At 61.4% G+C, this 22304-nt stretch carries 22 protein-coding genes and 3 pseudogenes; 13 read left to right on the top strand and 12 right to left on the bottom strand.

What is annotated here, in order from left to right; translation table 11 throughout:
- Positions 1 to 61 precede the first annotated feature (61 nt).
- Positions 62 to 958 carry a LysR substrate-binding domain-containing protein gene (locus tag N1937_RS11885; RefSeq protein WP_018067940.1) on the top strand — a complete coding sequence of 299 codons (897 nt, stop codon included), beginning with the start codon at positions 62 to 64 and terminating at the stop codon, positions 956 to 958.
- A gap of 144 nt (positions 959 to 1102) precedes the next feature.
- Here the strand turns inward: N1937_RS11885 and N1937_RS11880 are convergent.
- Both N1937_RS11880 and N1937_RS11875 read right to left on the bottom strand, forming a co-directional pair.
- A pseudogene (locus N1937_RS11880) lies at positions 1103 to 1785 on the bottom strand (DNA alkylation repair protein).
- Entirely contained in the window at positions 1782 to 2651 is an 870-nt protein-coding gene (locus N1937_RS11875; RefSeq protein WP_017964622.1) for an NAD(P)-dependent oxidoreductase, read from the bottom strand. The pseudogene N1937_RS11880 and the gene N1937_RS11875 overlap by 4 nt, the downstream one beginning before the upstream one ends.
- A gap of 250 nt (positions 2652 to 2901) precedes the next feature.
- Between N1937_RS11875 and N1937_RS11870 the strand changes: the two are divergent.
- From N1937_RS11870 to N1937_RS11830, 9 genes and pseudogenes are all read left to right on the top strand, one after another.
- A pseudogene (locus N1937_RS11870) lies at positions 2902 to 3593 on the top strand (aliphatic sulfonate ABC transporter substrate-binding protein); the annotation flags it as partial.
- A gap of 370 nt (positions 3594 to 3963) precedes the next feature.
- Positions 3964 to 5154: an FMNH2-dependent alkanesulfonate monooxygenase gene (gene ssuD, locus N1937_RS11865; RefSeq protein WP_222294648.1), complete on the top strand. Its 1191-nt coding sequence runs from the start codon at positions 3964 to 3966 to the stop codon at positions 5152 to 5154.
- Between the two features lie 86 nt (positions 5155 to 5240).
- Positions 5241 to 6077 carry an ABC transporter permease subunit gene (locus tag N1937_RS11860; protein ID WP_222294646.1) on the top strand — a complete coding sequence of 279 codons (837 nt, stop codon included), beginning with the start codon at positions 5241 to 5243 and terminating at the stop codon, positions 6075 to 6077.
- 10 nt (positions 6078 to 6087) lie between these two features.
- A pseudogene (locus N1937_RS11855) lies at positions 6088 to 6914 on the top strand (ABC transporter ATP-binding protein).
- 234 nt (positions 6915 to 7148) lie between these two features.
- Entirely contained in the window at positions 7149 to 7472 is a 324-nt protein-coding gene (locus tag N1937_RS11850) for an ArsR/SmtB family transcription factor (protein ID WP_017964617.1), read from the top strand.
- Positions 7469 to 7879 (top strand): SRPBCC family protein, encoded by a 411-nt coding sequence (locus N1937_RS11845; protein ID WP_170261094.1) that lies wholly within the window; start codon positions 7469 to 7471, stop codon positions 7877 to 7879. The genes N1937_RS11850 and N1937_RS11845 overlap by 4 nt, the downstream gene beginning before the upstream one ends.
- A 57-nt stretch (positions 7880 to 7936) precedes the next feature.
- Positions 7937 to 8158 carry a hypothetical protein gene (locus N1937_RS11840; protein ID WP_162117710.1) on the top strand — a complete coding sequence of 74 codons (222 nt, stop codon included), beginning with the start codon at positions 7937 to 7939 and terminating at the stop codon, positions 8156 to 8158.
- An 11-nt stretch (positions 8159 to 8169) separates the two neighbouring features.
- Positions 8170 to 8640 carry a DUF1801 domain-containing protein gene (locus N1937_RS11835; RefSeq protein WP_222294644.1) on the top strand — a complete coding sequence of 157 codons (471 nt, stop codon included), beginning with the start codon at positions 8170 to 8172 and terminating at the stop codon, positions 8638 to 8640.
- A gap of 101 nt (positions 8641 to 8741) precedes the next feature.
- Positions 8742 to 9209 carry a DUF1801 domain-containing protein gene (locus N1937_RS11830; RefSeq protein ID WP_260058890.1) on the top strand — a complete coding sequence of 156 codons (468 nt, stop codon included), beginning with the start codon at positions 8742 to 8744 and terminating at the stop codon, positions 9207 to 9209.
- Positions 9210 to 9263: 54 nt separating this feature from the next.
- Here the strand turns inward: N1937_RS11830 and N1937_RS11825 are convergent, their stop codons facing one another.
- The 4 genes from N1937_RS11825 to N1937_RS11810 all read right to left on the bottom strand — a co-directional run bounded on the left by N1937_RS11825 (position 9264) and on the right by N1937_RS11810 (position 11683).
- Positions 9264 to 9740, bottom strand: a complete 477-nt coding sequence (locus N1937_RS11825; protein WP_260058889.1) for an SRPBCC family protein — start codon at positions 9738 to 9740, stop codon at positions 9264 to 9266.
- Complete coding sequence (locus N1937_RS11820) at positions 9737 to 10078, bottom strand: ArsR/SmtB family transcription factor (RefSeq protein ID WP_162117714.1); 342 nt, start codon at positions 10076 to 10078, stop codon at positions 9737 to 9739. The genes N1937_RS11825 and N1937_RS11820 overlap by 4 nt, the downstream gene beginning before the upstream one ends.
- Positions 10075 to 10761: a glutathione S-transferase family protein gene (locus tag N1937_RS11815; RefSeq protein ID WP_260058888.1), complete on the bottom strand. Its 687-nt coding sequence runs from the start codon at positions 10759 to 10761 to the stop codon at positions 10075 to 10077. Before N1937_RS11815 ends, N1937_RS11820 begins: the two co-directional genes overlap by 4 nt.
- Positions 10762 to 10864: 103 nt before the next feature.
- Positions 10865 to 11683, bottom strand: coding sequence for a class I SAM-dependent DNA methyltransferase (locus N1937_RS11810; RefSeq protein ID WP_260058887.1), 819 nt, complete (start codon positions 11681 to 11683; stop codon positions 10865 to 10867).
- Between the two features lie 132 nt (positions 11684 to 11815).
- Here N1937_RS11810 and N1937_RS11805 point away from each other — a divergent pair, with 132 nt between their 5' ends.
- The gene (locus N1937_RS11805) at positions 11816 to 12541 is read left to right on the top strand and encodes a DUF2270 domain-containing protein (RefSeq protein WP_162117717.1); all 726 of its coding nucleotides are present in this window, start codon (positions 11816 to 11818) and stop codon (positions 12539 to 12541) included.
- A 59-nt stretch (positions 12542 to 12600) separates the two neighbouring features.
- On the opposite strand, the gene N1937_RS11800 is transcribed toward N1937_RS11805, so the two are convergent.
- From N1937_RS11800 to N1937_RS11785, 4 genes are all read right to left on the bottom strand, one after another.
- Entirely contained in the window at positions 12601 to 12867 is a 267-nt protein-coding gene (locus N1937_RS11800) for an usg protein (protein WP_017964607.1), read from the bottom strand.
- A 220-nt stretch (positions 12868 to 13087) separates the two neighbouring features.
- Entirely contained in the window at positions 13088 to 13918 is an 831-nt protein-coding gene (locus tag N1937_RS11795; RefSeq protein WP_260058886.1) for an ABC transporter permease, read from the bottom strand.
- Complete coding sequence (locus tag N1937_RS11790) at positions 13915 to 14721, bottom strand: ABC transporter permease (RefSeq protein ID WP_162117719.1); 807 nt, start codon at positions 14719 to 14721, stop codon at positions 13915 to 13917. The genes N1937_RS11795 and N1937_RS11790 overlap by 4 nt, the downstream gene beginning before the upstream one ends.
- Before the next feature lie 113 nt (positions 14722 to 14834).
- Positions 14835 to 15608 (bottom strand): transporter substrate-binding domain-containing protein, encoded by a 774-nt coding sequence (locus N1937_RS11785; protein ID WP_162117720.1) that lies wholly within the window; start codon positions 15606 to 15608, stop codon positions 14835 to 14837.
- A gap of 331 nt (positions 15609 to 15939) precedes the next feature.
- On the opposite strand from N1937_RS11785, the gene N1937_RS11780 reads away from it, so the two are divergent.
- Complete coding sequence (locus N1937_RS11780) at positions 15940 to 18168, top strand: OmpA family protein (RefSeq protein ID WP_260058885.1); 2229 nt, start codon at positions 15940 to 15942, stop codon at positions 18166 to 18168.
- Positions 18169 to 18256: 88 nt separating this feature from the next.
- Here the strand turns inward: N1937_RS11780 and N1937_RS11775 are convergent, their stop codons facing one another.
- The gene (locus N1937_RS11775) at positions 18257 to 19015 is read right to left on the bottom strand and encodes an alpha/beta fold hydrolase (RefSeq protein WP_260058884.1); all 759 of its coding nucleotides are present in this window, start codon (positions 19013 to 19015) and stop codon (positions 18257 to 18259) included.
- Positions 19016 to 19070: 55 nt separating this feature from the next.
- Positions 19071 to 20846: a cytochrome c biogenesis protein DipZ gene (locus tag N1937_RS11770; RefSeq protein ID WP_260058881.1), complete on the bottom strand. Its 1776-nt coding sequence runs from the start codon at positions 20844 to 20846 to the stop codon at positions 19071 to 19073.
- 360 nt (positions 20847 to 21206) lie between these two features.
- Between N1937_RS11770 and N1937_RS11765 the strand changes: the two genes are divergently transcribed.
- A complete protein-coding gene (locus tag N1937_RS11765) occupies positions 21207 to 22253 on the top strand; it encodes an alpha/beta fold hydrolase (RefSeq protein WP_260058879.1) in 1047 nt (348 codons plus the stop codon).
- Positions 22254 to 22304: the final 51 nt, after the last annotated feature.

Here is a 22304-nt window from a genome sequence, read left to right as displayed (position 1 = left end):
GAGAGGATACAACCCTTGCTGGGGGCTGGCATTCATTCTTACTCTCGGATAGCTTGTTCTTATGGACGATCTCAACGATTACTATTATTTCGCCGCTGTCGTCTCCAGCGGCGGTTTCGCTTCTGCAAGTCGCGATCTCAAAATACCACGTTCGAAACTCAGCAGGCGGGTCAGCCGTCTCGAGGATGGGCTTGGCGCAAGGCTTATAGAACGCTCGACGCGTCACTTCCGGGTGACAGAGATCGGCCAAGCTTTTTACGAAAGATGCCAGACCATCCTGCAGGAGGCCGACCGCGCCAAGTCGATCGTCACCGAGGCCCAATCCGATCCGCAAGGCGTGGTGCGGATGGGGTGCCCGCTCGCTCTCGTCGACATCTCGGTCGGGGGCATCCTGCCTGAATTCCTGGAACGTTACCCGAAGATCAAGCTGCAGATCATCGGCTCCGACCGGCGCGCCGACCTCATCAACGAGCGGATCGATCTCGAGGTGAGGGCGACCAACGAGCCGGAGACGCAGACGAGCCTGACGATGCGCAAGCTCGACCGGGCGCGACGTATCCTGGTCGCAAGTCCCTCGCTCGTCGAGCGTACCGGCAGTTTGAATTGCGTTGACGAGCTCGCCGACCTTCCGACGCTGGCAATGACGTCATGGGTGTCGTTCCACACCTGGGAACTGGTCGGTCCGAATGACGCCAAACAGGTAATTCGTCATCAGCCGCGGCTCACCTGCCGCAGCATGACCGCCATCCTCGACGCGGCCCGGGCCGGTCTCGGCTTCGGGCTTCTGCTCGAAAGCGCCTGCGAGGCCGATCTCCAGGCTGGCAAGCTGGTGCGGGTGCTGCCGGAATGGCAGTCGGAGGAGAGCCAGTTCTACATCGTTTTTACGACTGCCAAGGGCATGCCGCCGGCGGTGCGGGTGCTGATCGATTTCCTGGTCGAAAAATCCAGACAGCATTGACGAAGAGGCGAGCGGCTTCAGCCTGAAGCGCGTCGCAATCTTTCAGAGTCGCTCCTTGCGCGCTTTGGGGCTTTATTTTCCGCATTTTGTTGTCGCAACGGCTGCAAAGTTTTGCGCGACATGCTTTGGGCGCCGACATCCGCCTTATCTCAAGCGCGCCAGCAGCTTTTCGCCAGACAGCTCCCTGACGGCATCCTTGCCGATCCAGCGGGCGGTTCTATCGGGGCTTTCCGTCAGGGCCCTTGCGAGTGCCAGCGCCGGCGCATGGCAGGCCAGATTGCGCTTGCCGACATTGCGTAGCGCCCAATTCACCGCTTTGCGCACGAAGTTTCGGGGGTCGCCGGAATGAGCCTTGATCAGCGGCAGCCAGGCAAGAATGGTGGCGTCGGGGTCCTTTTTCCGGTGGACGGCACCGCCGGCAATCATGGCGAAGGCTGCGCGTCGGACGAATTCGCGCTCGTCGGCAGCGAATTCCCAGATGAGTTCGTCCAACCGGGCCTCGACGAAGAGATCGGCGGCGCAATCGACGATCTCCCAGAGTTGAAATCATCGGCCCAATTTTGGGCTTCTTCCGTCGTCAACCGCTTCGGCTCGGCTGTGTAGAGGGCGAGCAGGCGGGCTTCGCGAATATCGCTTCTCCAGAGCTGCATTGCCCTGACGTGATCCTTCCTCGCCTGACTGGCGACCGCCCTGATATCGGGATTGGAGATACCGAGGGCGCGATCGGTGACGATGCCGAAGCGCGCCATGCCGGCAACATTCTCCTCCGAGCGCAGCGTTTCGAGATGCGCGATCAATTCGGCCGCATCGGAGGAGGGGCCGATCATTTCTCCAGGCGGGCAAGCAGCGAGGATGTATCCCAGCGATTGCCGCCCATTGCCTGCACGTCGCCATAGAACTGGTCGACGACGGCGGTGACCGGCAGTTTGGCGCCGTTGCGGCGGGCTTCGGTGAGCACGATGCCGAGATCCTTGCGCATCCAGTCGACCGCGAAGCCGAAGTCGTATTTGCCTGCGTTCATGGTCTTGTGGCGGTTTTCCATCTGCCAGGAGCCGGCTGCACCCTTGGAGATCACCTCGACCACCTTTTCTATATCGAGGCCGGCGCGCTTGCCGAAATGCAGCGCTTCGGCAAGTCCCTGGACGAGGCCGGCGATGCAGATCTGGTTGACCATCTTGGTCAACTGGCCCGAGCCTGCCGGCCCCATCAGACCGACCATGCGGGCATAGGCTTCGATGACAGGCCTGGCGCGTTCGAAGACGGCCTCGTCGCCGCCGCACATGACGGTCAGGACGCCGTTTTCAGCGCCGGCCTGGCCGCCGGAGACGGGTGCGTCGATGAAATCGACACCTTTTTCCTTTGCCGCGGCATAAAGTTCGCGGGCGACTTCAGCGCTGGCGGTGGTGTTGTCGACCAGCACCGAACCGGGCTTCATGCCGTGTAACGCGCCGTTCTCGCCCAATGTCACCGATCGGAGATCTTCATCGTTGCCGACGCAGACGAAGACGAAATCGGCGCCAGCGGCGGCCTCGGCCGGAGTAGGGGCCGATTTGCCGGAGAATTTCTCGGCCCAGGCGGCGGCTTTTGCCGGCGTGCGGTTATAGACGGTGACATCGTGGCCGCCTTTCGTCTTCAAATGCCCCGCCATGGGGAAACCCATGACGCCGAGACCGATGAACGCGACTTTTGCCATATGTCCTATCCTTTTCCTCAACTGCAGGCCCGAGGATTAACCGAAACGGCGGGAGCAGAAAAGCCCGTGAAGACGGACTTCCTTGCGATTGACGCATATGAGGCTGGCTACCGTTCGGCCCGAGCCCTAGATTGGAGGGAAGGCATTATGTTCCGGGGTGACATGAGCGAAATTCCGACGATCAAGCCGCGGCGCAAAGGCCGCAACGGAATGCAGGCGATGCTTATTCCATTGCAGCAGATGGTCGCAGCCGCCGCTCTTTGCGCAAGCGGCGGGCGGGCAGTTCCATTATGTCGGTCTCTACAAGGGCAGCCCGGCAGCCTCGGCTATGCTCGTGCCCAAGGATTCGTCCATCAAGACGCTTGAAGACCTCAAGGGTAAAAAGGTCGCTTTCAAGCGCGGCTCCAGCGCGCATAATGTAACCGTGAAGGTTTTGCGCAAGGCAGGCCTGAAGCCCAAGATGTCGAGCAGCTCGATCTTTCGCCGCCGGATGTCGCCGCTGCGTTCAAGAATGGCAGCATCGACGCCTGGTCGATCTGGGATCCTTATCTGGCGATTGCCGAAGCTGATCCGGAGACACGTATCCTGACGACCGCTGAAGGAATTGTCGATTCCTATAGCTTCTTCCTTGCCAATCGCGATTTCACCGATGCCAACGGGCAAGTGGTCGTCGACGTGATCGATGAGCTTGCCAAGGTCGGGAAGTCGGCACAGAGCAATCCCGACGAAACGGTCGAGGAGCTTTCCGAAATTACCGGCGTGCCGGCCGACGTGACGCGCGTGACATTGACGCGTAAGGGCGCCGATCTCGGCAGCGTCTCGACCATCACCGATGCCGCCGCCGCCCATCAGCAGGCATTCGCAGACGAATTCCATGGGCTCGGCATCCTGCCGAAGAAGCTCGCAACCGGCGATATTGTCTGGCGTCCCAAGGCGAACTGATTTTCCGCCCGGTGCCAAGATTTCCGCGAGGCGGCATGGAGAGGGCCTCCATGCCGTTGAACCGGAAAAATATTCTCCAAAACGGATTACAATAGCAAATTGATATTGTCGATCTAATTACTGGTCTATGTCAGTATCCTCTCGATCGGAGCGGACACCGAAAAGTATCGGCCAGCCGCCATCCGATCGACAGGGACATTTCAGATGCTCGCGCACAGACAGACAGCCGGCCTTACTACAGCCTCCGCTACCACCACCATGATCCTCCCAAGCATCCGTGCGGCGGCGTTATGCGGGCAGACGGTCTGTGCGTCGTCACGTGCAGAGAGCCATCTCGACCGCGAATTCCGTAGCTAAAGGACCGTCTTCCATGACCACCACCTCCCAAACAGGCACATCTGAGCCCATCAATTTCCTCTGGTTCATCCCGACATCGGGCGACGGCACCTATCTCGGCTCCTCCGAGCTCAACCGCGCGCCGGAGATCGGTTACCTCACGCAGATCGCCCAGGCCGTCGACCGACTCGGCTATTCCGGCGTGCTGCTGCCGACCGGGGTTGCCTGCGAGGAGTCCTTCGTGACGGCGGCAGCCCTTGCCGCCAAGACCGAGAAGCTGCAGTTCCTGGTGGCAATCCGCCCCGGCACGGCGTCGCCTGCTTATTACGCGCGTCTTGCGACGACGCTCGATCGCATCTCCAATGGCCGGCTGCTGCTCAACATCGTCGTCGGCGGCAGTCCGGCGGAGCTTGCCGGCGATGGCATCCATCTCGAGCATGACGAGCGCTACGCCCATGCCGAAGAGTTCTTCACCGTCTTTGAGGAACTGCTGGAAAAGGGAACGGCAAGCTTCGACGGCAAATACATCAAGGCGACCAATGCGCGCCTCGGCTTTCCCTCGGTGCAGAACCCGCGCCCGCCGCTCTATTTCGGCGGTTCGTCGGATGCCGGCATCGATTTCTCCGTCGGCCGTGTCGACAAGTACCTGACCTGGGGCGAGCCGCCGGCACAGGTTGCCGAGAAGATCGCCAAGGTGCGCAAAGCCGCCGGCGAACGCGGCCGCGAGGTGAGCTTCGGTATTCGTCTGCACTTCATCGTGCGCGAAACCGATGATGAGGCATGGGAGGCGGCCGAGCGGCTGATCCGCCGTCTCGACGACGATACGATCCGCGAGGCGCAGGAGCGCTTCGTCCAGGAGTCCGACTCGGTCGGCCAGAAGCGCATGGCCGCCCTTCATGGCGGGCGCCGCGACAAGCTCGAAGTCTCGCCGAACCTCTGGGCCGGTGTCGGCCTGGTGCGTGCCGGTGCGGGCACGGCGCTTGTGGGATCGCCGAAGACGGTGGCTGCGCGCCTTCGCGAGTATCAGGAGATCGGCATCGATACGGTGATCGGCTCCGGCTATCCGCATCTCGAAGAGGCCTATCGCGTCGCCGAGCTGCTTTTCCCCGAGCTCGGCATTACCCGCAACCAGCAGCGTCTGGGTTTCAACAACGAGTTCGGCCGCAAGCAAGTCTTCGCAGGCGGAAGCCATGGCGGCAATCTGAAAGTCGTCTCCGGCTCCTGATCTCGAACGAAGACGCAGAGCGTGACGCCGTCGCAAGCCGCTTAGGGCTTGCGGCATCCTTGTCCCGATAAGCGCGAGGACAATGCATGTCGACTTTCGATACTCCGTTCGTACGGTCGGTCACCTCCGAAAAGGCCGGGAAGGCGGGGTTCCGCCTGCCACTGCCCGGCCTGGAGAAGTTGACGCCCTATGTGGTGCCGGTGGCGATCGTGGCGTTCTGGCAGCTTGCCTCCTCGGCCGGCTGGATCTCGTCGCGCATCATGCCGTCTCCGGCGGATGTCGGCCTCGCCTTCTGGTCGACGACGGTTTCCGGCCAGTTGCCGAATGACGTGCTGGTGAGCGCCGGCCGCGCCTTTGCCGGCCTTCTCGTCGGCGGTTCGATCGGCTTCCTGCTCGGTATCGCCAATGGCGTGTCGCGCATTTCCGAGCAACTGACCGATACGACGCTGCAGATGCTGCGCACCATTCCGCACCTGGCAATGATCCCGCTCGTCATCCTGTGGTTCGGGATCGGCGAGGAATCGAAGCTGTTTCTCACCTCGCTCGGCGTGCTCTTCCCCGTTTACCTCAACACCTATCACGGCGTGCGCAATGTCGGTCGCGATCTGATCGAGATGGGCAAGGTCTATGGCATGGGCAACTGGACGCTCTTCCGCAAGGTGATCTTTCCAGGCGCGCTGCCGTCGATCTTCGTCGGCCTGAGATATGCGCTCGGCATTATGTGGCTGACGCTGATCGTATCGGAATCGATCGCAGCATCCTCAGGCATCGGCCACATGGCCAACAATGCCCGCGAATTCATGATGACTGACGTCGTCGTGCTCGCCCTCGTCATCTATGCCGTGCTCGGCAAGCTTGCCGATGTCATCGCCCGGGTTCTGGAGAGGCGGCTGCTCGCCTGGAACCCGGTCTATCAGAAATAGGAGAGACGCCATGACATCGATCGCGCATGAGCGTTTTCACGCCGTCGCCGAAGAGCCAGCTTATGCGCGCGAAAGCGCGCCCGCGGCCGGTCGTAGTGCGCCCGCGGCGATTAGCCTGACGGGGCTTGAAAAGAGTTTTGGGGCCAACCGCCGCTGCGCGGCGTCAATCTGCATATTCCGGCCGGCCAGTTCGTCGCCGTGATCGGCAAGAGTGGCTGCGGCAAGAGCACGCTGCTGCGCATCCTGATGGGCCTCGACGAGCCGAGTGCCGGTGCGTTGCATTTCGAGGATGCCGATGGCGCGCAGGCGAGACCGAACGCGCGCATCGTCTTCCAGGAGCCGCGGCTGCTGCCTTGGCTCAGCGTCGCTGACAATGTCGTTGTCGGGCTCGGAGACGGCATCGACAACCGGGCTGCGGCGAAGGCGGCGGAGACCGTGCTTGCCGAAGTCCAGCTCGGCGAAAAGACCGGGGAGTGGCCGGCGCGGCTTTCCGGCGGGCAGCGGCAGCGCGTGGCACTGGCGCGGGCGCTGGTGAGCCGACCGAGCGTGCTGGCGCTCGACGAACCGCTCGGCGCGCTCGATGCGCTGACGCGGATCAGCATGCAGGAACTCATCAACCGTGTCTGGCGCGAACTCGGCTTCACCGCCGTGCTCGTCACCCATGACGTCAGCGAGGCGGTGCATCTGGCCGACCGGGTGATCGTGCTCGACGACGGGCGGATCGCACTCGATCTTCCCATTCCCCATCCGCATCCGCGCCGGCACGGCCATCCTGGCCTTGCCGAGCTGGAGGGCCGACTGCTTGCCGCGATCCTCGGCACCGACAGCGGCGGTTGATCCCAAGGCTATTGGCGACGCTACATGCCTCGGCATAGGCGAGGCGTGTCGGTACGAGCATGCATGCCCAATGGCGAAAATGTATAGCCGCTTGGGTATGTGAAATTCACCACCTCTGCTACGCGCACCAGATTCAACAATACTATTTTGCTCAAGTTGTTTTGCGTCCGGCTTGACACACTCATACCTCCATGGCTATACGTCAATCCATAGCCAACGGGGTATTGATCGTAGATGTCGGACACCCAAGACGTGCTGTTCAGAACGCTCGCCGATCCGACCCGGAGGGGTCTTTTCGAACGGCTGTGCCGCGAAGGAGAAAAGACGGTCGGGGCTCTGACGGCTCGGGCCGGGGTCTCGCAACCGGTCGTCTCAAAACATCTCGGAATCCTGAAACAGGCCGGATTGGTGCGTGATCGTCACGAAGGTCGCCAGACGCATTACAGCGCGCAGCTCGGTGCGCTGGCGCCGCTGGTCGACTGGACAAGTGAGATGGCCGGCTTTTGGCAAAATCGATTTGACCAGCTGGAAGATCTACTGAAAAGGATGGACCAATGACCGAAATATCCACCGAGACTCGTTCCGTCGTCGTCGAACGAGAAATCCCCTTTCCGCCGGAAAAGATCTGGCGCGCGCTCACCCAGCCACATCTGATCGCGGACTGGCTGATGAAGAACGACTTCGTGCCGGTCGTGGAACACCGTTTCAAGCTGAGCGCGGATTGGGGCTCCGTCGATTGCCAGGTCCTGGAAGTCGAGCCGAACAAAACCCTGTCTTACACCTGGGCTGCCTATGATCTCGCGAGCGTCGTCACCTGGACTCTCACGCCCACAAGCGCGGGCACGCAGCTGCGTATGGAGCAGTCGGGCTTCCGACCGGATCAGCGGCAGGCCTACGGGGGTGCCAGGAGCGGGTGGGAGCGGTTCTTTGCAAATCTCGAGCAGGTCCTGGCGCGGATAGAGTGAGGCCGCGCCCAAACGGATCACGCCATCCGCTTCGTCTCGTTTTCGCAGGAGGCTCCGTTGAATTGGAATAACCGGCTTCGGCAGATCCACCGTTGGCTGTCCATTGCCTTTACGCTAGCCGTCATAATTAATATCATCGCGATGGTGCAGGAGAAATCATCCGTCTGGGTGGGGATCATGGCGCTGCTGCCGCTGACCTTGCTCCTGCTCACTGGTCTCTACTTGTTCGCGCTGCCATATGCCACCAAGTGGCGCAGCGCGGGACGCAGCGGAGGGTAAGGGTGAAGGCAATGTCCGGGAAGACATCCAAGACCGCAGCGAAGGTTACGAAGAAGACAGCTGCCACGCCGGATACCGCTGGGCCGACCCTTCTCTCGGGCGGCAACCCTCAGATCGCCAAGGGCTACGGCGACGCTCCCGTGCAAGCCTACATCGCCGCCATGCCGGGCTGGAAAAGCGACATCGGGCATCGCCTCGATGCGCTCATCACGCGCACGGTGCCGGGGGTGTATAAGGCCGTGAAATGGAACTCGCCGCTCTATGGCATGGAAGGGCAGGGCTGGTTCCTCGGTGTCCATTGCTTCGCGAAATACATCAAACTCGCTTTCTTTCGTGGCACGTCGCTCAGTCCCATCCCGCCCGGCGAGTCGAAGCAAAAGGAAGTGCGTTACTTCCACATCCATGAGGAAGACCAACTCGACGAGGCTCAGCTCGCCGCCTGGGTGGAGCAAGCCAGCCAATTGCCCGGTGAACGAATGTAAGCGGATGCGTCGATTTAAAGCGTTAGAGCGTCCTTTGTGCGTCCAAAATGACGCACGGCGCTATAGGTCATCAGCACTTAAGGGATGGAGGAGCGATATTGATGAAGAAAGCCATGGCAACCATGAAGAAGAGCGGCACCAGCGAAGAGAAAGACGGAGACTCTCCTTCTCGTTTGATCGACGCGAGAATCGAGGAGTTGAGTGATTGGCGAGGCGAGACGCTCGCCCGGGTCCGAACTCTGATCCGGCAGGCCGAGCCCGATGTGATCGAGGAATGGAAGTGGAGAGGCGTTCCGGTGTGGGAGCATGCCGGCATCATCTGCACCGGCGAGACCTACAAAAGCGTGGTGAAGCTGACCTTCGCCAAGGGTGCATCGCTGGAGGACCCTTCAGGCCTCTTCAACTCCAGCCTTGACGGCAATACCAGGCGCGCCATCGATTTCCATGAGGGCGATGAGATCAACGAGCAGGCATTGAAGGCGCTCGTTCGCGCCGCCGCCGCACTCAACACATCAACGCGGGCTGCCGCTGGCCGCGCCGGCGCCCGAAAAAAACCTAGCAGCGCTTGAGTTTGGCAATATCGCCTGAAACGCGTCGCACCGAACTTGATTTGGCGACATGTGTCAGTGGATCGGGCTTTCCTCGCGCTCGAGGAAGAGTTGCAGATTGTCGAGGCCGATTTCGGTGCCCTGGAGGCGAGCGCCGTTGTCAGCGTAGCCGTCGAGGAAGACCACCTGTTCGGTGAAGACCATTTTCGTGCCGCCGGGTTCGGCTTCAAAGGCGACGGTTGTGAGCGATGCGGAGATGCGGCTTTCCCCAAGCTTCATCTCATAGGCATAGATGATGCGGGCATCAGGCACGATATCGATGTAATGGGCATCATAGGCGTGAAGAAGGCCGTCAGTATCGGCGACGTAGTTCCGTTCCGTGCCACCGGGGCGGAAATCGAGCTCGTAGTCCAGCGGCACCCATTCGCCATGGCAGGCGAACCATTGCCGTTTGGATTCCGGTGTTGACCAGGCGCGGAAAGCGCGGGAAATCGGCGCCTTGAGGAGACGTTCGATGACCAGAGTTGCGTGTTCGGCGGATCGTGTCGTCATTCGGGAAGGCTCTCCGTTTCATTGGCGAGAAAGTGGTCCAGCCTGTCGAAGGTGGTCGTCCATTGGATCTTCCGCTGCTCCACCCAGCGCTCCACGGCGGCAAGCGCGTCCTGCTGCAGGCGGTAGGTGCGCACGCGACCGGCCTTTTCGGAAAGGACAAGACCGCTTTCCTCCAACACCTGCAGATGTTTCAGCACCGTCGGCAGGGCAACGGCAAGCGGCGCCGCCAGTTCGGTGACGGAGGCGGGGCCGCGACCGAGCCGGTCGATCATACCGCGGCGGCTGCGGTCGGAGAGCGCGTGGAACATGCGGTCGAGATTAGTCTGGCTCTCGATCATCCCGCTGCATCCCGAAAGCGCGCCGGAAGCCTTTCCTTATAGGGATAGAATTTGAAGTAGGGGCGTGCCTCTTCCAGCACCCGTCGAAAGGATGGCCGGGCGAGCAGCCGATCGTAATAAGCATGAAGGTTCGGCTGCTCCGAAGTGAAGGGCATCAGCGTCTCGGCATAGAAGAGCGCTGGGGCTGCAGCGCAATCGGCCATGGTGAAGCCGTCGCCCGATATCCACGGCTTATCGGCGAGTTGCTTTTCGATCATTGAGTAAGCGGTGGCAAGCGTTGCCTTGGCGGCCTCAACCTCGCGTTCGTTGGCCGTGCCCTCTGGGCGCATGTGGTTACTGACCAGCGTCTGCATAGGTGTCTGGACATAGAGATCGAAGAAGCGGTCCCAGAGACGGACCTGCAGCGCCCGGTCGATCTCCGGCGGCAGCAGGCGAACGGGGCCGGGATAATATTGCTCGAGATATTCGATGATAATCGATGTCTCGGGAATGGTGCTGTCGCGCGCCTCGTCCCGCAGCAGCGGCATCTTGCCGATCGGCCAGAAGCGGAAGAGATCGGCGCGCGAGCCTTCGTCGGAAAGATCGACGATGCGATTTTCGAAGGGGGTGCCGTTTTCATAAAGCGCGATCAGCACTTTGTGGCAGAAGGAGGCGAGCGGATGCCCATAAAGCACGAGCGACATGCGGCGACCTTTCCTATCATTGCGGAAAACTTTACCGATCGACTAACTATCAGCTTGTGAACCATCGCGCAACAGATACTTCGCCAACCGCGAAAGTATTCCGTCAGCCAATATACCGGGCGATCACCAGATGGCCGGGTGTCGGCTGGCCGTCTTCCATACGCACGTTGATATCCGATATTTCGACGAGTTCGAAACCCGTGGCCGTCAGGCGTTCTGTCACATAGGCGTCGGCATGGGCGAAGCGCTGGTGCGGGCCGACCATATAGGCGCGGCTGGCGAGTATTTCCTCGGGCAAGGTTTCCGAGGAGAAGATGAACAATCCGCCCGGCGTCAGGTTCTCGGCCGCGCCGAAGAACAGCGGTTCGAGCGCGCCGAGATAGGGCAGCACATCGGTGGCGGCGATGATGTCGAAGGCTTCCTCGTCGTTGTCGTCGAGGAAATCTTCGACCTCGGCGACGAAGAGCGTCTCGTAGAGATCCTTCTCATGGGCGATCTCGACCATCTTCTCCGATATGTCGATGCCGGTCATATCGGCGCAGAGGTCGCGCAGCGCGCCGCCGGTGAGGCCCGTGCCGCAGCCGAGATCGAGCAGTCGCTTGAACGGTCCAAGCTTCAGCGCCTGCAGGCGCTGGCGCACCAGCATCGGCACGTGATAGCCGAGCTGCTCGACCAGCACGTCCTCGAAAACCTCGGCATGCTGGTCGAACAAGGTCTCGACATAGGCGTCGGGCGCTTTGACCGGCGTTTCGCCGCGGCCCATCGCGGCAATGCGCACGGCCGCACCGCCGTGATCGTCGGGATCGATTGCCAGGACTTCCTGATAGGCTGCAACGGCGGCATCGACATCGCCGGCCTTTTCAAGCGCCAGCGCGCGGTTATAGGCCTCGCCAAGAGCTTCTTCGTCGATCTTCTTTGCCATCGCAGTCCGTCGTCCTTTTGTTTCAGGCCGTCCTTTTGTTTCAGGCATGCGTCTAAGACGGCTTTCGATGTTTTGCAATGGCGCGATTGCGGGCGCAGAATGGCCGAAAAGAAGACCAAGGAAGGAAAGGCCATGAAAACGGAGCCAGAGAGGACATCATCGGCAAGGGAAGGAGAGGCCGGCCGGGCATTCCTGCTGCCTAGTACACCAGGCGAGATCACCAACACGCTCAGCCATTATTACCGCGGTGAACTCGGGCGGATGACGAGCTGGCGCGACCGCATCGACCGGACGTCCAACTGGGCGATCACCGTGGTCGCCGCACTCCTCTCGGTGTCGCTGTCGACACCGACCTCGCATCACGGGGTGCTGCTGTTCGGGATGATGCTGGTGACCCTGCTTCTGATGATCGAGGCGCGGCGCTACCGCTTCTTCGATATCTATCGCGCCCGCATTCGCCAGATCGAGCGCTGCTATTTCGCGCAAATCCTGGCGCCCGACGCCAATGCCGGCAGCGAATGGGCGGTGGTGGTCGCCAGCAGCCTGCGCAAGCCGCGCTTCCTGCTCAGCTATCAAGAGGCGATGCACCGCCGGCTCAAACGCAATTACGGCTGGATGTATTTCATCCTGTTGCTCGCCTGGTGCCTGAAGATCTCGACGCCGAAACTGCAGACGGAAGGCATGCCGGCGTTGCAGGCGCAGTCATGGAGCTACGTCATCGACAATGCCGCACTCGGGCCGGTTCCCGGCCTTGCGGTCATTGCCATCGTCGTCGCCTTCTATCTCGGCATTCTCGGTTTCGCGCTTCGCCGGGATCGCGACGAAGGCGAATTCGGCCATGGCGAGGCGCATGTCTGACGCGGTCAGAACATATCGCCCGAACCGTTCACACTTTCGGCATTATGCTCCAGAGCCGATCAGTGCAGGATGAACTCGCCCTTCAGTGCCCGCCACTCGGTTGGCGAGATCAGCTTGCGGTGGATGTAGCGCACCGAATGCAGTGGCCCGTCCAGCTTCTCTTCCCAGAATTTCAGGAAGCCGCGCATTTCGGGAAAGTCGGGGGCGAGGTCGTAATCCTGCCAGACATAGGTCTGCAGGATCACTGGGTGGTCCGGCAGATGATAGAGGATCTGGGCGGTCGTCAGACCATAGCCCTTCAGTTGTTTTTCCATGTCCTTGTGCATCGTATTCCACTTCTTCTTGTTCCCACTCGCGCGCTTATTAGCGCTAGATGATATGGAAACATGCGAGTGGTTAACGGAAGCTTTGCAGATACTTCGTAAAATGACAATTTATTTTTAATATCAATGGTTTGGCAGCAGCGCTCCGAGAGTGCTGCCAATTGGCTCTTGTTTGATGAATGCCGTTGTCCCAAAGCCGCGACACAGTTTTTGGCGTCACGCATCAGCGCTTCAGATGCCGGGTCAGGCGGCGCTCGAACCAGGCCCAGAGATGACGCAAGGCCTCGACGATGGTGAGGTAGAAGATCGCCGCCCAGAGATAAGTCTGGTAGTCGAAAGTGCGGGAGAAGGCATAGCGGGTTTCGCCCATCAAGTCGAGCACGGTGATGATGGCGACGACCGCCGAGCCCTTGATCAAAAGGATGATCTCGTTGCCGTAAGGGCGAAGTGCGACGATGAGAGCCTGCGGCAAAATGATCTTGCGGAAGGCGATGAACTTGTGGATGCCGAGAGCGGCGGCCGCCTCGTGCTGGCCATGCGACACGCTTTCGATGGCGCCGCGCAGGATTTCCGCCTGGTAGGCCGCGGTATTGATGGTCATGGCAAAGATGCCACAATACCAGGCATCGCGGAAGAACCACCAGATGCCGACGGACTCAAGCTGCGGCCGGAATACGCCGAGGCCGTAATAGACCAGGAACAGCTGGGCAAGCAGCGGCGTGCCGCGGAAGAAATAGATGTAGCCGTAGGCCAGCGCATTCAGCAGACGGTTCTTTGACATGCGCGCCACGGCAAGCGGCAGCGATAGGATGGCGCCGCAGATGACGGAAATGAAAACGAGACTCAGCGTGACCCCGAGGCCGTGGAGGTAACGCGGCCCGTAGCGGATGAATTTTTCCGGATCCCAGCCATTGATGACGGAAATGACGAGAAGTGCTGCCAGCGCAGCCCAGATGGCCACGAGAATATAGCCGGCCATGCGGGCCGGCGTCATCGGCTTCATCACCGCACGGGGCGCGGGCTGCGGTTGGATCAGCGTTTCGGCGTAGCTCATCGACGGATCTCCGAACGCTTGGCCCAACGCTCGACATAGACGAGCAGAAAGGAGGAGAGGATGGCGAGCACCAGATAGAGGCAACAGGCCAGACCATAGAAAAAGAAGGGTTCTTTGGTCACCCGCACCGCGACGCTCGTCTGGCGCAGGATATCGGCAAGGCTGATGATCGAGACGTAGGAGGTGTCCTTCAGCAGCACCATCCAGAGGTTCGTCAGGCCCGGCAGCGCGATGCGCACGAGTTGCGGCAGGACGATGAGGCGTAGCGTACGGCCGCGATGCAGCCCAAGCGCGTCGCCTGCCTCATATTGACCCTTGGGAATGGCGCGGAAGGCCGATAGCAGTACTTCCGAACAGTAGGCGGAGAAGACGACCGAAAGGGCGATGACGCCGGCGAGGAAGGCGTTGATCTCGATCGGCGGCCCATAATAACCGACGAAGCTCAGCAGAGACTGGATCAGCATCTGCATGCCATAGTAAATGATGAAGAGCGTCAAAAGCTCCGGCAGGCCGCGGAAGATCGTCGTGTAGATGCCGGCCGCCAGCCGCAGCGGCTTTTCCTCCGACTGCTGGCCGAGCGCTACCAGGAAGCCGATGGCGAGGCCGATCGGCAGGGTGACGATCGCCACCGAAACGGTGACTTGCAGGCCAAGCGCGATCTCGTCGCCCCAGCCGGTATCGCCACAGGCAAGGATCGTCGACCTACCCATCCAAGTGAAGATGCCAACGGGTCCGCACAGCGGATCGAAAATGTGCACAATCCAGCTCCAGAAGGAGCCCAGCGCGGAAAATAATCCGCCCATGCGAGAATTCCCCTCACGGCTTTTGCCGTTTTGATCTTGCCATCTTTGTCAAACAAAAATGGCGGAAGAGCAAGCCTTCCGCCATTACCTTCACCCGCCAGATAACGATTTTCTTATTCGCCGTAAACGTCGAAGTCGAAGTACTTGTCCTGGATCTTCTTGTATTCACCGCTGGCGCGGATCGCAGCGATCGCCGTGTTCAGCTTTTCCTTCAACGGGTCGCCCTTGCGGATGGCAATACCTGCGCCGTTGCCGTTGATTTCCTTGTCGACCGGCAGGGTCGTCAGGATCTTGCAGCAGGCGCCGGCGTCGGACTTGACCCATTCGGAAAGAACGACGACGTCGTCGATGACGGCGTCGACACGGCCGCTGGCAACGTCGAGCTTGTATTCGTCAGCAGTCGGATAGAGCTTGAGCTCGGTGTCGGCGAGATGCTTCTCGGCGTAGTTGGCGTGCGTCGTGGAGGTCTGCGCGCCGATCACCTTGCCCTTGAGGCCGGCGACGTCCGATATCGTCGAATCCTTCGGCACGGCAATGGCCGGCGGGGTGTTGTAGTACTTGTTTGAGAAGTCGACGAGCTTCAGACGCTCCGGCGTGATCGACATGGAGGAGACGATCATGTCGAACTTCTTGGCGTTGAGCGCCGGGATGATGCCATCCCAGTCGGTGCTGACGAAGGTGCATTCGGCCTTCATCTCAGCGCACAGCGCCTTGGTGATGTCGATGTCGAAGCCTTGGATCGTGCCGCTGGCGTCTACGAATTCGAAGGGCGGATAGGTCGAATCGGTGCCGATCACATATTTCTCGCCATCGGCCATGGCCGATCCGGCAAAAAGGGACATCGCCGCGATCGAGGCTGCCGCGAAGATACGGGTAGGGTTAAGCATGAGGATCCTCTCTGTTGGTAGCCGTCGCTCCTTTTTCTCTTGGGCTGACGGCCGCAGTTCAACGGTGCTGAGACCGCCTTGCGGCGATAATCAGACTTTTTTTCATGGAATTGCAACACAAATCCCATCGCAATTGGGCGGTGCAAATAGCAGGCGAGATGAACGTCGGCAGACTGCAACATTCACGCGAGGTTAATCCGCGGCTTCCTAGAACTGGAACAAATCGGCGGCTCGGCGATTGCCACTTCGCCGTTCCGCCTCATTGCGACGCTAGGGGCGGAAGCAGGGCCTGTCGGCCTTCAGGAAGCTCAAACAGGATCGAGGAAACCCGATGGGCAAGAAATCAAGTTTGTTTGCGAGCGCAGCCTTCCCGCTGCTATCCCTCTCGCTGGCGCTGCAGCCGGCATCGGCAATGGCCGCCGCGCGCGACGTCGCGACTCAGGCTCAGGCCGTGCGGCAAGTCGAACAAGGCAGTTTCGAGGTGGCGCAGGATGCGCCTCAGGATGCGCCTTCCGAGGAGGAGTTGCTGAAGAAGAAGCGCAAGCAGAAGGAAGAGGCTCCGGCCGAAAAGGCGCCGGCCGCCGAGCAGCCGAAGGAGGCGCCCGCCGAGAAGCCGAAGGCCGAGCGCAAGGAGGCGCCGGCGCCCGAACCCAAGGCAGAGCCGGAACCGCCGAAGGCCGAAGCGCCGAAGGAAAAACCGGCCCCGCAGGCCGAAAGCAAACCCGAGCGGAAGGCCAAGCAGGAAGCCCAGCCCGAGGCCAAGCCGGAGGCCGCGCCGCAGCAGGAGCAGCCGGTAACGCAGGAGAAGCCGAAGAAGCCGAAGAAGCAGGCCGAACCGGAGGCTCAGCCGCAGCCCGAACAGCAGCCGGCGGCAAAGGAAGCGCAGCCGGAGACGGAGCAGGCGCAGCCGGAATCCAAGCCGGAAGGCGGCAAGCGGGCCAAAGGGCAGGACAAGGCCCAAGGCAAGGATAAAGGCAAGGGCAAGGCGGAGACTGCGGCTCCCGAAGCCGTGACGCCGGCCGAGGAGCAGGCCAAACCCGAAGTCAAGCCGGAGGCAAAACCCGCCGCCGAAGCACCGGCTGAGAAGAAGCCGGCAAAGGGCGAAACGGCAGTACCCGCGGCTAAGCCGACCGAAGGCAAGGCAACTGAAGATAAGGCAACCGAAGGCAAGGCGACCGAAGGCAAGCCGACCGAAGATAAGGCGGCGGTACCAGAGGCCGCACCCGCCGAAAAGCCGAAGGACGGCACCGCGGCAAAGCCTGCCGGTCAACAGCCCGCCGGCGAACAGCCGGCTGCGCCCGCGACTGACACTGCGCAGCCACTGCCGGAAGCCAAGGGCGGCCAGCAGGTGGAGCAGGCCATTCCGGCGCCGGAAAAGGTTTCACCCGAAGAGCTGGAGCGCCGCAAGAAGATTGCTGCGGATCCGGCCAAGAGCAACGAGACCGTCGTGCTGCCGGTCGAGAACGGTGCGGCCGTGCTCGACAGCGACAAGGATGCCGACCGCAGCAAGGGCCGGGAAGGCCGCCGCGACCGCGACAAGATGCGCGCCGAGACCCAGGAGGTGAAAATGCCGACCTCGGATGCGGATGCGCAGGCCGCCACCGGCGCCAAAGCGCCGGCGCCGGTCAAGCTCGAAGCGGTGACCAGCGAGAAGGGCAGGAAGCTTGACGAGCGACCGCAATTCGTCCGTCCTGACGGCGCGCAGGTCAGCGACAGCCATGACGACAACCGCGTCATCATCCAGTACGACAACAGGACGATCGTGCGCGGCGACGACGACAGGCGCTTCCTGCGCGACGGCGAACGGCCGAGCTACGAGGAGCTGTCGGGCGATCGCTACCGCGAGACGATCGTGCGGCCGGAAGGCTATCGCATCGTGACGATCCGTAACCGCTACGGTGATATCATCCAGCGGTCGCGCGTCGATGCCCGTGGACGCGAAGATGTGCTCTATTATTCGCAGGACCTCTACGACGATCCGGACCGCGACTATTTCGAAGATCCGGGTGCCGACCTCCCGCCGATGCGGCTGCGCGTGCCGCTCAACGATTACATCATCGATACTCGCAGTGACCCGGACCGGGATTATTACGAGTTCCTGAGCGAGCCGCCCGTCGAGCCGGTGGAGCGTGTCTACTCGCTTGACGAGGTGAAGTATTCAGCCCGTATCCGCGACAAGGTGCGCCGCATCGACCTCGACACGATCACCTTCGCGACCGGCAGCGCCGATATCCCGATGACGCAGGCGCGCACCCTGCGCAAGGTTGCCGACGCGATCAGCCAGGTGCTGAAAAAGGATCCGAGCGAAACCTTCCTGATTGAGGGTCATACGGATGCCGTCGGAACCGATCAGAGCAACCTGGTCCTCTCCGACCAGCGGGCGGAATCAGTCGCGAACGTGCTCTCCGACGTCTACGGCATCCCGCCGGAGAACTTGGCGACCCAGGGCTATGGCGAGCAGTATCTGAAGGTCAACACGTCAGGCCCCGAACAGGAAAATCGCCGCGTCACCATCCGCCGCGTGACGGCGCTGGTTCGGCCGGTGGCTGCCAACCAGTAAATATCGTTGCCCCTCCCCATTCGTGGGGAGGGGCATTCCGTTCTTGCGTCTCTTCTTCCGATCGGTGATCGGAAGTCAGATGGGATGGTCACTCGCCAGCTTGCTTGGCGGCCGTTTCAATGGCGTCGGCGACCTTTTCCGGCTGGGATGCGAAGACGGCGTGGCTTGCCTTGATTTCAGTCACGCCGCTGCCGGCACGTTTTGCCATGTCACGTTCCAGCTCGGGGTTGATGGAGCGATCCTCGGTGGCGACGATCGACCAGCTTTTCTTGGTCCGCCATGCCGGCTGGGCGATCTTGGCGGAGAATGCCTGCTTTGCGGCGAAGACCTGTGACTTTGCCATGAAGTCGGCTTCGGCTCGTGGAAGGTCGGCTGCGAAATCCGCGGCGAAGGCACCCGGATCGAGATAGAGATATTTGCCGTCCTTCGTTTCCTTTATATCCATGCTGCCGGCGGGCTTCGAACTGGCGAGGCTGAGCAGGCTTTCGCCCTTGTCGGGCTGGAATGCCGCGACATAGACCAGGCCCGCGACCGCGGGATCGTTGCCGGCTTCGGTGATGACCATGCCGCCGTAGCTGTGGCCGACGAGCAGGACCGGTCCGTCCTGAAGGTCGAGAACGCGCTTGGTCGCCGCCACATCGTCGTCGAGCGAGGTGATGGGCTGTTGGACGATGGTGACGTTGAAGCCGCGCTTCTCGAGAATGTCAGTCGCCTTGCGCCATCCCGAACCGTCGGCCAGCGCGCCGTGGACGATCACGATGTTCTTGACCGCGGCAGCCTCCGCCGCGAATGCGATGGCGGTCGTGGCAAACGCAAGGGCTGCGGTGAAAATAAGACGTTTGTTCATGGGTATCACTCCTTTGGGTCGTTGTTGATGATTGGGATAGTGGTGCGTTTCAGGTTCAGCCGAATGTGAAGGCATAGGCCTGCACGCCGGGTTCGAGGAAGCGGATCTCGAAGTTTCGGGCGGCGACCGTGCCGGACTGGCGGACGAGCTGGTAAAGCCTGGTCGCGGTCACCGTGCCGTTGCCGTCGGCATCGACGTCTGACCCGTGGTCGAGCCCTGGCGCCTTGCCGTCGATCTTCACCTGGAAGCGGATCGGCTTGTCGCCGGCGCCAGGCCCAAGAACGAGATGCAGATCGCGGGCGCTGAAGCGATAGGTGATGCCGCCGCCCGGCTGATCAAGCGTCGCCTGATCCCGGCCGACGATCCAGGTTCCAGACAGGCCCCATCCATTGAGGCCGGGTTCGGCGATCGAATAGTTTTTCGCCGTGTCTGCCTGCAGCCCTTCTGGAGAGGTGAAGTTCGCCGTCTGTTCGTAGCCGAGATAGGTTTCGCCGGAGCGGATATTGCCGAGATCAGGACCTGCTTCCACGCCCTTGGCATCCGGCACGACCGGCGCACTCGCCGTCGTTTGGCTGCCGGCTTCGCGCAGCAGGTCCTGAATGGCCTTTTCGGTCCTGTTGTAATTGCCTTCGCCGAAATGGTGGTAGCGGATCTGGCCCTTGGCATCGATCAGATAGGCGGCAGGCCAGTAGCTGTTTTCGAAAGCGCGCCAGATGCTGTAGTCATTGTCGATCGCCACGGGATAGCCGATCTGGAAGTCGCCGATCGCCTTCTTGACGTTGTCGATCTTCTTCTCGAAGGCAAATTCCGGGGCGTGGACGCCGATCACCACGAGACCCTGATCCGCATATTTTTCGGCCCAGGCCCTGACATAGGGGATGGTACGAATGCAGTTGATGCAGGAATAGGTCCAGAAGTCGACAAGCACGACCTTGCCTCGCAGCTGTTCCGTGGTGAGAGGCTCAGAGTTCAGCCATTCGACCGCGCCGTCGAGCGAAGGGGCGGGGCCTTCGACGGGCAAGTCGCTACGAAAGGGCTTCTTCGCGTCAGCTGCGGCGATCATCACCTCGTTGCTCGCCAGCTCGGAAGATGGGCCACTGAGCGGCTTTGTATGCAGCCTGTCGAGCACGGCCTGTTCCAGCGATGCAGTCCTGGCGTAGGAGAACCGGGTGAGCAGGCTGGTGTCGAGGCCGACCGCGATGACGGCGACGCCTGCCAGTACGGCAGCGCCGAGCACCTGGCGAATCCGCTCGCCAAACCCGAGGGAGCGCTTCATCGCGGCAAAGAGCTTGCCGCCGACAACCAGGGCGACCGCAAGCGAACTCGCAGCACCAGCGGCATAAGCGATCAGCAGGAAGGTCGTTTGCAGATTGGCGCCCTGCAATGCAGCTCCGGTGAGCACGAGGCCAAGGATCGGACCGGCGCAGGGGGCCCACAGGAGGCCGGTGGCGACGCCCAGAAGAAGCGCGCTCTTCACTGTTGGGGTGCCGCGCCCGCCGCCGGCGGCGTTCATAAGATTGTTGCCAAGATCGACGACTGGCCGGGCAAGCGTGCTTGCGATGCGCGGAGAAAGCAAGCTCGCGCCAAAGAGCGCAAGCAGGACAATGGCGGCAAGGCGGCCATATTCGTTGGCGCGAATGGCCCAGCTGCCGCCGACTGCGGCCAGCGTGGCGACCAGCGCGAAGGTGGCGGCCATGCCCGCCAGCATCGGCAGCGTGCTCCTTACGAAGGGCTGTCCGGCACGCGCGAAGACGAAGGGGAGGATAGGGAGGATGCACGGGCTGAGGATCGTCAGGGCGCCTCCGAGATAGGCAATGATCAGAAGTGTCATCATCGTTTCCTTTGAAACCGATTGATCGGGCTCTGGACGGCGATGGGGCCTGAACCAGCAACGGCGGGGATATGGCCGGGCCGACGTATCCCCGGTGTGTCCGGTTCTGCGGGAAAATGTATCGAAGTGTTGCAGCCGACCGGCGGCGATACACAGCGACACAAAGTGCCGGTGCGGCAGCGGAGAGCGGTGAAAATGGCTGCGGGCGAACCTATGTGTCGCTCCGGCGGCGCGATTGTATCAAACTGTATCCTGACGGCCGGAAGCTACATGCATATTCAAAATCGACGACTCGCGACATATCAGGGATACATGCGAAGCGCCTTTTCGGGACCGAGATCCATTCGACAGGAGAGACCGATGTCAGAGCAAATCAACCATCACCGCCGCCGTTTCTTCGGCATGACGGCAGTCGCCCTTGCGGCGGTCGAGTTCGGCGTGGCCGGCACGGCCGCCGCCCAGCCGGCGCCCGCCGCATCCCCGCCTGATGTAAAGGCCGGAACCAACACGTCTTTCGAAGCGCTGAAGCAGGTCAAGGCAGGTGTGCTCGACATCGGTTATGCCGAAGCGGGGAAGGCGGATGGCCCTGTCGTATTGCTGCTGCATGGTTGGCCCTATGACATCTACAGTTTCGTCGATGTCGCACCGTTGCTTGCCTCGGCAGGCTACAGGGTGATCGTGCCTTATCTGCGCGGTTACGGGACGACGCGCTTCCTGGACGACGGCACACCTCGCAACGGCCAGCCGTCAGCGCTCGCCGCCGATATGATCGCGCTTCTCGATGCGCTCGATATCGAGAAGGCCGTGATTGCCGGTTACGACTGGGGCGGGCGGACCGCCAATATCATGGCGGCGCTCTGGCCCGAGCGCTGCAAGGCGATGGTTTCGGTGAGCGGCTACCTGATCGGCAGCCAGGAGGCCAACAAGAAGCCGCTTCCGCCGAAGGCCGAACTTGCCTGGTGGTATCAGTTCTATTTTGCCACCGAACGCGGTCGTCAGGGATACGAGAGCAACACCCATGATTTCGCAAAGCTCATCTGGCAAACGGCATCGCCGAAGTGGAACTTCGACGATGCGACATTCGACAGATCGGCCGCTGCCTTCGACAATCCCGACCACGTCGCCATCGTCATTCACAATTATCGCTGGCGCCTGGGGCTTGTCGAAGGTGAGGCCAAGTACGATGCCTACGAGACGACGCTCGCCGCAACGCCTGTCATTTCGGTGCCGACCATCACCATGGAGGGCGATGCAAACGGCGCACCGCATCCCGAGCCTTCCGCTTATGCCGGAAAATTCTCCGGAAAATACGAGCATCGCACGATCGGCGGCGGCATTGGCCACAATCTGCCTCAGGAAGCGCCGCAGGCTTTTGCGCAGGCGGTCATAGACGTCGATCGCTTCTAGGTCGACGATGCCGGTTGCAGAGCCGCGTTGCTCCGGCCGGCGGAATATGCG

Origin of the sequence: Rhizobium sp. WSM4643 (assembly GCF_025152745.1) — a bacterium.
GTDB lineage: Bacteria > Pseudomonadota > Alphaproteobacteria > Rhizobiales > Rhizobiaceae > Rhizobium > Rhizobium leguminosarum_I.
The sequence above is the reverse complement of the archived record's forward strand: the minus strand, read 5'-3'. Positions and strand labels throughout refer to the sequence as shown.

Excerpts from the sequence above, each read along its gene's own strand:
- N1937_RS11885 (WP_018067940.1), top strand. The coding sequence starts at position 62 with ATGGACGATCTCAACGATTACTATTATTTCGCCGCTGTCGTCTCCAGC.
- N1937_RS11875 (WP_017964622.1), bottom strand. The coding sequence starts at position 2,651 with ATGGCAAAAGTCGCGTTCATCGGTCTCGGCGTCATGGGTTTCCCCATG.
- ssuD (WP_222294648.1), top strand. The coding sequence starts at position 3,964 with ATGACCACCACCTCCCAAACAGGCACATCTGAGCCCATCAATTTCCTC.
- N1937_RS11860 (WP_222294646.1), top strand. The coding sequence starts at position 5,241 with ATGTCGACTTTCGATACTCCGTTCGTACGGTCGGTCACCTCCGAAAAG.
- N1937_RS11850 (WP_017964617.1), top strand. The coding sequence starts at position 7,149 with ATGTCGGACACCCAAGACGTGCTGTTCAGAACGCTCGCCGATCCGACC.
- N1937_RS11845 (WP_170261094.1), top strand. The coding sequence starts at position 7,469 with ATGACCGAAATATCCACCGAGACTCGTTCCGTCGTCGTCGAACGAGAA.
- N1937_RS11835 (WP_222294644.1), top strand. The coding sequence starts at position 8,170 with ATGTCCGGGAAGACATCCAAGACCGCAGCGAAGGTTACGAAGAAGACA.
- N1937_RS11830 (WP_260058890.1), top strand. The coding sequence starts at position 8,742 with ATGAAGAAAGCCATGGCAACCATGAAGAAGAGCGGCACCAGCGAAGAG.
- N1937_RS11825 (WP_260058889.1), bottom strand. The coding sequence starts at position 9,740 with ATGACGACACGATCCGCCGAACACGCAACTCTGGTCATCGAACGTCTC.
- N1937_RS11820 (WP_162117714.1), bottom strand. The coding sequence starts at position 10,078 with ATGATCGAGAGCCAGACTAATCTCGACCGCATGTTCCACGCGCTCTCC.
- N1937_RS11815 (WP_260058888.1), bottom strand. The coding sequence starts at position 10,761 with ATGTCGCTCGTGCTTTATGGGCATCCGCTCGCCTCCTTCTGCCACAAA.
- N1937_RS11810 (WP_260058887.1), bottom strand. The coding sequence starts at position 11,683 with ATGGCAAAGAAGATCGACGAAGAAGCTCTTGGCGAGGCCTATAACCGC.
- N1937_RS11805 (WP_162117717.1), top strand. The coding sequence starts at position 11,816 with ATGAAAACGGAGCCAGAGAGGACATCATCGGCAAGGGAAGGAGAGGCC.
- N1937_RS11800 (WP_017964607.1), bottom strand. The coding sequence starts at position 12,867 with ATGCACAAGGACATGGAAAAACAACTGAAGGGCTATGGTCTGACGACC.
- N1937_RS11795 (WP_260058886.1), bottom strand. The coding sequence starts at position 13,918 with ATGAGCTACGCCGAAACGCTGATCCAACCGCAGCCCGCGCCCCGTGCG.
- N1937_RS11790 (WP_162117719.1), bottom strand. The coding sequence starts at position 14,721 with ATGGGCGGATTATTTTCCGCGCTGGGCTCCTTCTGGAGCTGGATTGTG.
- N1937_RS11785 (WP_162117720.1), bottom strand. The coding sequence starts at position 15,608 with ATGCTTAACCCTACCCGTATCTTCGCGGCAGCCTCGATCGCGGCGATG.
- N1937_RS11780 (WP_260058885.1), top strand. The coding sequence starts at position 15,940 with ATGGGCAAGAAATCAAGTTTGTTTGCGAGCGCAGCCTTCCCGCTGCTA.
- N1937_RS11775 (WP_260058884.1), bottom strand. The coding sequence starts at position 19,015 with ATGAACAAACGTCTTATTTTCACCGCAGCCCTTGCGTTTGCCACGACC.
- N1937_RS11770 (WP_260058881.1), bottom strand. The coding sequence starts at position 20,846 with ATGACACTTCTGATCATTGCCTATCTCGGAGGCGCCCTGACGATCCTC.
- N1937_RS11765 (WP_260058879.1), top strand. The coding sequence starts at position 21,207 with ATGTCAGAGCAAATCAACCATCACCGCCGCCGTTTCTTCGGCATGACG.